2 protein-coding genes and 1 pseudogene are annotated in these 10,329 nt (G+C 57.3%); all 3 read left to right on the top strand.

Going from position 1 to position 10,329, the window contains the following annotated elements; all coding sequences use genetic code 11:
- Positions 1-425: 425 nt before the first annotated feature.
- Positions 426-575 (top strand): annotated as a pseudogene (locus ACFWW2_RS20990) (IS5/IS1182 family transposase); the annotation flags it as partial.
- 286 nt (positions 576-861) lie between these two features.
- Entirely contained in the window at positions 862-1,890 is a 1,029-nt protein-coding gene (locus tag ACFWW2_RS20985) for a universal stress protein (protein WP_393931435.1), read from the top strand.
- Positions 1,887-10,322 (top strand): GH36-type glycosyl hydrolase domain-containing protein, encoded by an 8,436-nt coding sequence (locus ACFWW2_RS20980; protein WP_393931433.1) that lies wholly within the window; start codon positions 1,887-1,889, stop codon positions 10,320-10,322. Before ACFWW2_RS20985 ends, ACFWW2_RS20980 begins: the two co-directional genes overlap by 4 nt.
- The last annotated feature ends 7 nt before the right edge of the window (positions 10,323-10,329 follow it).

Raw genomic sequence — 10,329 nt, 5'->3', positions numbered from 1 at the left:
AGTCGCCATCTTCCAATACATCAATGGCTTCTACAATCCGCGCAGGCGGCACTCAGCTTTGGGCTGGAAAAGCCCGGTCGCTTTCGAACGGAAAGTGGCCTAAACGAGCACCTGGGGCGGCACAAAAACGTGACAGGTCCACCTCGCTCCATCCAAACGTTTCTGCAATCTGACGGTCAGTAAGAGCCGCCAGTATCAGATCGATATCACGTTCATCGATTTCACGGTGTTTGTCCGAAGCTGTCTTGTCGTCATACCTGCTTCATCAAACGGTCATCGTTGTCTTGGGTTTCTATCTGGTTTAGCTACCAATTGGCGCAACATGGAACTATCTCGCTATCTGTATGACGTCACTGGTGGCGATTTGCGTGGCATGCTCAACCTCCAAAACCACAACCTCCCCAAGATTCCCGATTAATGCAACAGTCCCCTCTGGACAGGTCAGCGATTACATTGGAACGCGGGCGTTGCTGAGCAGCTTGCCAAACTTCGAATGATTGCTCAGGGATCGTGGTTACGACGCCGATTGGTTCAGAGAAGCCCTACAAGAAAGTGGCTTGCGACCATGCATCCCGCCCCAATAAGGGCGCAAGGTTCCAATCTCTCTTGACGAAGCGTGACTACGCAAACGTCAAAAAGATCGAATGAGGGCGTTCGAACCGGACGCGGTGAATAGGTGGTCTTGATCTTCGTCAATTTGTTCGACGTGCATGTGGATAGGCTGAACCGGTATTCATTCAAAGGTCTTGTCTCAATGCAAAGGTGAAGTGCGCCTGGCCGAGATACAGTACTGGAGGGTTGGAATGGCCGGATCGGTCCGATCGAGCCCACCAGGTCTTTGATCCCCAGGAGCCGAAAGCGATGACAACAACATCCCGCGATCCAAAGCAAAGTATGAACACCAAGAAACAAAGGCCGGAGGGAAGTGGCCCCAACTGCAACGTAATCGTTTTCCTTGAAGAGGCACAAAAAGATCTGGAGCCGGTAAAACACGCCGATAGAGTCGCTGCCGCCTTGGGTGGACACGTGACGTTGTGCCACGTCATGGTGCCCCCGCATGACGGGTCCAAACCGGTTGATCCGGTCGATTGGGACATCAGGAAACAGAAAACCCGAAATTGGCTGTCGGGGGTTGCGCGTGCGCATAGCTCAAAGGAACGCACGACCGAGGCGCTGCTTCTCGAAGGGCAGTACATCAAACAGATTGCGTCCCATATGGCCGTCAGGCAAGGCGATATTGCCGCCGCCCTGCGAGTGCGAGGCGAGGAAGGTAAACGGCTAAGTGACACGGTATTGGGCGTCTTGGCATCGCGCAGTGCCGCGCTTTTGATGATCCCCGTAACGGCACGAGAGCCGAAAAACGGCACCTACCAGAAAATCCTTGTTCCGCTTGATGGTTCGTCTCGTGCAGAAAGCGCGCTCCCGACCGCGGCCAAGCTGGCGCTCGCAGAAGGCGCCGAACTATTGCTGTGCCATGTGGCACCCCAGCCCGGAGTAACCGAGTTTGGCGTGATGGATCAGGAGGCTGCCAGGCTCAGCTCTCAGGTAACAAAGCGGAACACGCAGCTAGGGCAAACCCATCTGACGAAGGTCAAGAACAGCCTCGCACATCACAAACTGAACATTTCGACACTGATTGTGCCCGGCGGCGATGCGCGGCGCGCTCTGATCGACACTATTGAAAAAGAAGCAGTCGACTTTGTGGTGATGGCGACACATGGGCAAAGCGGTCATCGCGATGTGCCTGCAGGTGATGTCGCCAGTTTCATTCTGGATCGTGCTGACATCCCGGTTCTGATGGTGCGTAGCAAGATGAACCAATCCAGAGACCACGCGTTTGGTCGCGTCGTTTCCAAGGGTATCAGACAACCCGCCGGGACCGATAAATGACCGCCGACCCCGGAAAGGATGCAATCATCCAAGGGGACCCAGCCGCATTGGCCGTGGGCCATAACATCGCTCAGGGCCGGCCAGCCATTATTGACATCTATCGAGCTTTGCCGGTGCTAGACGACTGGCTCGAGGATGTGCGCAAATACTGCGCCCATCCGGCATCTGAACATGCCCGCGCGGCGGATTGGCTGCTGGATAACGACTATCACATCGCACGCGCCTTGCGCCGTGTCCGCGAGGATCTGCCACCAGACTTTTACCGCCAACTTGCCGCTCTTGACGCAGCACAGGGTCGGGTTCCCCGTATTTACGCTTTGGCGGAGGCGATCTTTGATGACGTGCGCCCGCAGATCACTCTGCCCAGCCTGATCGCGTTCATCCGCACCTACCAAGAGCATGCAGATCTTACCAATGCCGAGCTTTGGGCATTGCCGTCAATGCTCAGGCTTGTCTGCATTGAACGACTGATCGATGCATTTGGGTCCATGAATGATACGCTTCTGCCGAAAGCGGCGCATCGGCCTGAACAGCAACGCATCAGTGACGAAGTTCAGACGGAGCTAATTGCACAGGCCATCACCAACCTTATCGCGATCCATGGCATCAAGTGGACCGACTTCGTTGATCTGGCAAGCCGGATAGAGGCCATCCTGGCCAGTGATCCCGCGGGCGTGTATGCCGATATGACATTCGAAACCCGCGACAGGTATCGATCAGCGGTCGAGCGGCTGGCACGCCGATGTGATTTTTCAGAAGTCGCCGTTGCGCACAAGGCTGTCGCGGCCTGTCATCCGACAAGCGTCAATATTTCCAGATCGCATGTCGGATACTGGCTGATCGGCGACGGTCTTGCCGCCATTGAAACTGAATTGGGCTACCGGGCGCCACGCGCGCTTGCCTTGCGTCGGCGGTTGGCGCGATATGCTGGTACCCTTTATGCAGCCGGTTTGGTCGCCGGTGTCTTGATTGCCTTGATCGTACCGCTGGCCTACCTGTGGATGCAGAACGCCAACTTTCTTCAATGGTTGCTAGGAACCACTATTTCGGTCCTACCCGCGACCATTCTGAGCGTCTGGGTCGTGCATTGGATCATTACCAAGATCACTCGCCCAGAGACACTACCAGAACTCGATTTTTCGAAATCCATTCCGGGCAACTGCGCGACGGCAATCATCGTGCCAGTGATTGTCGGATCTGAGGTCGATGTTGAAGGGATCATTGAAAAGCTTGAGATCTTGCATCTGGCCAATCCCGATCCCGCCTTGCGGTTTGTGCTTTTATCCGATCCGGTAGATGCTCCGACGCAGACGGTGCCAGAAGACGAGCCGGTCCAAACAGGTTTCAAGAATGGCATTGCCTTGCTGAATGCGCGGTACGGAAAAAGCGGGAATGCGCCATTTGTCCTGCTGCATCGTGGTCGCCAGTTCAATGCCGCTGAGGGCTGCTGGATGGCCTGGGAACGCAAACGCGGCAAGCTGGAAGAGTTTAACCAACTGATCTTGGGTGAAAAAACAGACGCCTTCTCGGTGGTGGAGGGCGATATCAAGGAACTGTCCAATCTGCGATATGCGATCACGCTGGATGCGGACACCCAACTCCCACCTGGTGTGGCGACACGACTGATCGGGATCTTGGCACATCCGTTGAACAGGGCTGAGTTTGATCCTGAAAGCGGGCGGGTCGTTTCCGGATATGCGATCCTGCAGCCCCGCATCGAAATCCTACCGAAACTTGGCAAAGACACGCATTTTTCCCATCTTTATGGCGGCGATACGGCGGTCGATATCTACAGTCGCGCGGTCTCGGATGTTTATCAGGACCTGTTTGGCACCGGTATTTTTGTCGGCAAAGGTATCTATGACATTGCTGCCCTGCATCGTAGCATGGCTGGCCGAGTTCCTGAAAACCGCATTCTCAGCCATGATCTGTTCGAGGGGCTACATGGGCGGTCTGCGCTGGCCAGCAACTTGGTTCTCTACGAAGACCTTCCTGCCAACTACCCGGAATTCGCTTTGCGTCAGCATCGGTGGATCCGCGGCGACTGGCAATTGGTCCCGTGGTTGTGGCGCCGTGTACCCGCTGCCGATGGAGGAAAGGTCCCAAACCCCCTTTCGGCACTGGATCGTTGGAAAATTCTGGACAACCTGCGCCGCAGCCTCGTGCCGCCGACGCTGCTGCTTTTCTTTGTTGGTGCATGGATGGCATTGCCGGGCAGCGCCTGGGTCTGGACGTTATTGGCCGTCGCGGCACCCGGCAGCTATCTGGCGGGCGAGGTGTTTGCCATCGCAACCGGGGGCATTCGTCGTGGGGCGCTGGGCACTGCAATTCATCAGATCAAGACGAAGGGCGGACGCTGGTTTTTCTCAGTTGTCTTTTTGGTAAGCGACACGGTCATCGCCACTGACGCAATTACGCGCACGCTTTGGCGTCAGCGCATCAGCGGCAGAAACCTTTTGAAGTGGACCTCGGCGGCGAACGCGGCCGCAGAATTCCGGGGCGGCAGCATCCGTAGCGCGTCATGGCGGTTGATGTGGCCATCATCAGCGTTGGCGCTTCTGTTGTCAGCTGAGCTCGTATTCTATGAGGCCCACGGGTTCTTGTCGGCACTGCCTGTTCTATTGCTTTGGTTCCTTGCACCTGAAATCGCGGTGTGGAGCGCGCGATCGCGCCTGTTCAGCAGCCAATCGCTGGATGATGGGCAACGCCGCTTTCTGATCCAAGTCGCCCGGCGGACGTGGCATTTCTTTGAGACCTTTGTCGGCCCGGACGATAATTGGCTGCCACCCGACAACTATCAACACAACCACCACGAAGAGATCGCGCACCGCACCTCACCGACCAATATAGGAATGTTCCTGGTCTCTGCCCTTGCTGCAAGGGATATGGGCTTCATTACCACTAACGACTTTCTGACCCGAAGCCGCAACTCCGTCGACACGCTTGGTCGAATGACGATGTATCGCGGGCACATTCTGAACTGGTACGAAACCCGGACGCTTGAGCCGTTGGAGCCGCAATATGTTTCGACCGTTGACAGCGGCAATCTCGCGGTGTCGCTGATCGCACTTAAACATGGTTGTCTGGAACTGGCCGATCAGCCAGCAATCGGGGGCGCATGTTTTGGCTGTCTGAGCACAACATTTGACCTGCTGGTGATCGCGATTCACGAGCTGCAGGACTTTGATGAAGGCGAGTTGAACCGCATTGAATGGGCGATCCGTACTTTGATCGATCAGGCAAAGGGTGCACCTCTTGCGTGGAAATCGATTATTGCCGAACTCAATGGCAGCTGCTGGCTTGATCTCGAAACGCTGGTGCGCGATGCAATCCAGAATACGCCGGACGCACTCGACAGCCAGATTGCCGAAATTACTACTTGGCTGGACCGCTATCAACACGACCTGCACGCGATTGGACGCGATATCGACGGCTTCATGCCGTGGCTATCGGTTATTGCCGCCGCGCCGCCTGAAAGAATACCTCTGGCCGAGGATATTCTCAAAGAGCTCCAACCCGCAAATCCCAAGTCGAAAACGGCTGTTTTTGAAAAGATCACGGCGCGACTCGAAAGCTGCGATGCTAATGACGAACCATTGAAGGCATTTCTGACCGAGATGCAGCAGGCCTTGCAAGATGGTTTCGCAAGGCAAGCCGCGCTGCGTGACGGGCTGATCGCGCTTGCCGATCAGGCCGAGATGATCGCCTATGGCATGGATTTTGCGTTTCTCTATGACCCCACGGTGCGCCTATTTACGATCGGCTATAACCATAGCCTCGGTCAGATGGACAACAGCCACTACGATCTTCTCGCGACAGAGGCCCGGTTGGCCAGCTATTTTGCAATCGCCAAACACGATGCACCGGTTGAACACTGGTTTTCTTTAAGTCGTCCCATCACGCGCTTGCAAGGCAAGCCGTCAATCCTGTCTTGGAACGGGTCGATGTTCGAATATCTCATGCCGCCGCTATTTCTGCCCAGCTACCGCGACACATTGCTGGGTGAGAGCGAGCTGACGGCGGTCGAGTTCCAGCGTGCCTATGCCCGTGAACGCGGTGTACCATGGGGCATATCGGAATCCGCATTTGGTGTCACCGATGCGCAAGGCACGTACCAATACCGCGCTTTCGGAGTACCCGGGCTGGGCATCCGCCGCGGATTGACCGAGGATATCGTGATCGCTCCTTACGGATCGGCACTGGCCCTTTGTGGCTGGCCTGAAGCCGCGGTCGAAAACCTGAAAAAGCTCGCTGGCCTTGGCGCGATGACCCGCTATGGATTCTTCGACGCGCTTGATTTCACGCCGGACCGCCTGGCGCCTAATCGCGATTTCATCCCAGTTCAGAATTACATGGCGCACCATCAAGGCATGATCATGGCCGCCATTGTTAACGCCACTGCTGACGATGTAATGGTACGCCGCTTTCTGCGCGAGAAATCCGTGCATGCCATGGATCTGCTTCTGCAGGAGCGGGTTCCGTGGGATCTGCCGCTGGAGCGCGGCCGTGCCGACGAAGCGTGGGAGCATCATGCCCCAGCGCCCGCCTCTGCTTTGGCACCGTGGGCCCCATCATCCGATCTCGCGGTGCCGCAGATCCATCTGCTGGGCAATGGTCGCATGTCTTCACTAATCACTGAAACCGGCGGCGGTGGGCTGAAAGAGCGGCAGAGCGCGCTGACGCGGTGGCAACCGGACCCAACACGCACCGCCCATGGTTTATGGTTTTACCTGCGCGATACCCAAAGCGGTGAAATATGGTCGCTTGGCGCTGCACCAGCCGGGCGCGATCCCGGTCAAAGCAGTTGTGTTTTTCACCAGCACATGGTCGAACTGCTGCGCCGAAATGCCGGTATTGTCGCGCGGATGGACATCACTGTTGCCCCGTTCGACGATGTTGAAATTCGTCGTGTGACGCTGGTCAATGAAAGTGATGAGGAGCGAACCATTGACCTGACCAGCTATGCCGAAGTCGTGCTGGCCCCGCCGCTGGATGATGAGCGCCACCCGGCCTTCAGCAAGCTCTTTGTGCAAAGCAGCTATTTGGAGCAGCATCAGGCCCTGCTATTTCAACGCCGTCCGCGCAGGCCAGAAATCCGCCCACCGGTTCTGTTGCACAAAGTCGCGGCACAAGACCCCACGATCCAGATACGCGCGTGGGACACCGATCGCGGGTGCTTTATGGGGCGTAACCGAAGTGACCGGTCACCCAAGGCCCTGTTTGATGGGCTGACGGAAACCGCAGGATGGACACTTGATCCTGTCATGGCGCTGCAGGTCAGGGTGCACCTGAAACCGATGGAGACCAAGGAACTGACTTTCCTAACCGTCGCTGGCAATTCGCGCGAGGACGTTGTTGGTGCCGCAAATCGCTATCCCGCTCTTAGGATCGACCGCGCGTTCCGCGATGCCCATTTTGAAAGCGGTCGGGTCATACAGCAGCTTGAAATCGATCCCGTTCATTTGCCGGAACTGCAGGTGCTTTCATCGCTTCTGATCCATTTTAACCACACACTTCGCGGGGCGCCGTCAGATGATCCAAGCGCGCGCATCGGCCAGCCTGACCTGTGGCGGTTTGGAATTTCGGGCGATTTGCCCATTCTGTTGCTCAAGGTCGCAAAGGTTGGCGATCCTTCCCTGCTGGACGTGCTGGTGCGCGCGCAACGATTGTGGCATCGATCAGGGCTTGATGTGGATCTGGTCGTGCTGCGCGATGCAGTGTCGGGTTACGAAGAACCCTTGCGCGAACAGGTGCTTTCGATCCTGCGTGACACCCGATCCGACAGTGTTATCGGCAAGCGTGGCGGGATCCATTTACTGGCCGCTGATCAGATGGACGCACGATTGCGGCGCGGGATCGAGGCGGCGGCGCATGTGGTCCTTAGCGACGATCACCTGACCTTGCGCGAGATGCTTGATCAGGCGCTCGAAACCCGTCTGCCGCCGCCTCGATTTGATCCGGGCTCGGCTCCTGCTTACGATCCCGCTCCGGAACTGGATCGGCCATCGGATCTACTGTTTGACAATGGCTATGGCGGCTTTGATCGGCAGACTGGCGACTATCTGATCCATTTAGCACCCGGCATACATACGCCCGCCCCATGGTGCAATGTGCTGGCCAATGATGATTTCGGGTGTCTGGTCAGCGAAGCCGGGTTTGGCACAAGCTGGTCCATCAACGCTGGCGAACACCGTCTGACCCCCTGGTCCAACGATCCGGTCGCCAATACGCCCGGAGAGGCCGTGTATCTGCGTGATGAGGCCAGTGGCGATATCTGGACCACTACGCCCGCGCCCATTGGCGATGATGCGACCTGTCAGGTCCGTCACGGCGCAGGCGAAACATCATGGCGACAGAACAGCTATGGGCTCGAGCAGGAAATCCTGACGTTTGTGCCCGTAGATGCGTCGGTCAAGCTTGTGCGGCTAAGAGTGACAAACCGGTCCGGGCTGCACAGGCGTATATCGGCCACCTATTATGCCGAATGGTTACTGGGCGCGTTGGGCAGCGTTGCACGCCCGCATGTCACATCGCACTACGATGATTTTCTGAAGGCAATCATCGCGCGCAACAAATGGAACCCCGAGTTTGGGGACGGAGTTGCGTTTCTGACCGCCTCGGCAGAGCCGCACAGTGTGACAGGTGACAGGCACGACTTCCTCGGGCGGGATGGAAGCGTGCATGATCCGGACGGGCTGCGGCGCTGGGACCTTGGCGGACGCTTCACTTCCGGCGGCGGTACTTGTGCGGCGTACCAGGTTCATCTCGACATTGCGGCAGACGAAACTGTCGAGGTGATCTTTGCACTGGGTGAGGCCGCGAATGAAAGTAGTCTGGCAACGGATATCCGGAAATGGAAAGACCCCGCAGAGGCAGACCGCGCCCTTCACGCGTTGCGCGAAACGTGGCAAAATCGGCTTGGCGCGGTGCAGGTCCAAACCCCCGATCCGGCCTTTGATTTGATGGTCAATCGGTGGCTGCCCTATCAGAACCGGTCATGTCGGATCATGGCGCGCGCAGGGTTCTATCAGGCTGGCGGTGCTTACGGATTCCGGGATCAACTGCAGGACGTTCTGGCCCTGCTTCACACTGATCCTGAAAGGGCGCGTGAACACATCCTTCTTGCCGCATGCTATCAGTTCGAAGCAGGCGATGTTCTCCACTGGTGGCATCCGCCTGCAGGGCGGGGCGTTCGCACCCATTGCTCGGACGATTATCTGTGGCTTGCTTTCGTGACGGCCCGCTATATCGCTGCGACAGACGAAAGCGGAATACTTGATGTGAGGCTGCCATTCTTGACCGCCCCCGAACTTCGCCCCGACGAACATGATCGCTATGCCTTGTTTGACGGGGGCGAGATCTTACCGCTTTATGACCACTGCGCGCGGGCCCTTGACCGGATGATGGCAACAGGGGCACATGGCCTTCCGCTTATGGGTGCGGGCGATTGGAACGATGGCATGGACCGCATTGGCGAAAAGGGGCGCGGCGAAAGCGTATGGCTCGCTTGGTTTCAAATCGCAACAGTGTCACTATTTGTACCGCTAGCCCGCAGCACCGGCCATTCAGAGGATGCGACGCGCTGGGAAAGCTATGCCGCTGATCTGCGCCGCGCGGTATCAGAACATGCATGGGACGGCGATTGGTATGTCCGCGCCTTTGATGACGAGGGATTGCCATGGGGAGTCAAGGCAAATGATGAATGCCAGATCGACCTGATCGCGCAGGCATGGTCGGTGCTGTCCGACCCCAACCCTACTGATCGTGCGCGCAAGGCGTTGCAGTCGGCCCGTGAACGGCTGGTGGATACGGATGCCCGCCTGATCCGTCTGCTGACCCCGCCCTTTGATCAGACAGATCGCGATCCGGGCTATATTCAGGCCTACCCGCCTGAGATACGTGAAAACGGAGCGCAGTATACCCATGCCGCGACTTGGCTAGGTGTGGCTTATGTTGCATTGGGCGATGGTGATCGGGCGTACGAGGTCTTTGACATCATCAACCCGATCCGACGCGCTGCCGACACGCAAGGTGCCGACCACTACAAAAGAGAACCCTTTGTCCTGGCTGGTGATGTTTCCGGTGCAAGTGACCGGGTCGGCCAGGGTGGCTGGTCTTGGTACACTGGGGCGGCTGGTTGGACTTGGCAGCTTGGGCTTGAAGGAATCTTGGGGATTAAGCCAAAGGCTGGAGGAATTCGCATCGCGCCATGCCTACCGACTGCATGGAGATGCGCGCAGATCACACTTGATGGCTATCGCGGGCGCATCGACATAACAATCGAGCGTGATGATAAGGTAGACGAGCCCAACGCGCATGTGACAGTTGATGGCCAACCGGTGTCGGACGACACAGTGCAATATCCCGGCAAGGGGAAGACACGTCAGGTCGTGGTTAAGCTGGCAGCAGTATCCGAAGTAGCGCAGGTATAGGCCGAAC

Source organism: Yoonia sp. R2-816 (assembly GCF_046762905.1).
Taxonomy (GTDB): Bacteria; Pseudomonadota; Alphaproteobacteria; order Rhodobacterales; family Rhodobacteraceae; genus Yoonia.
This window is presented reverse-complemented; position numbering and strand designations above follow the sequence as displayed.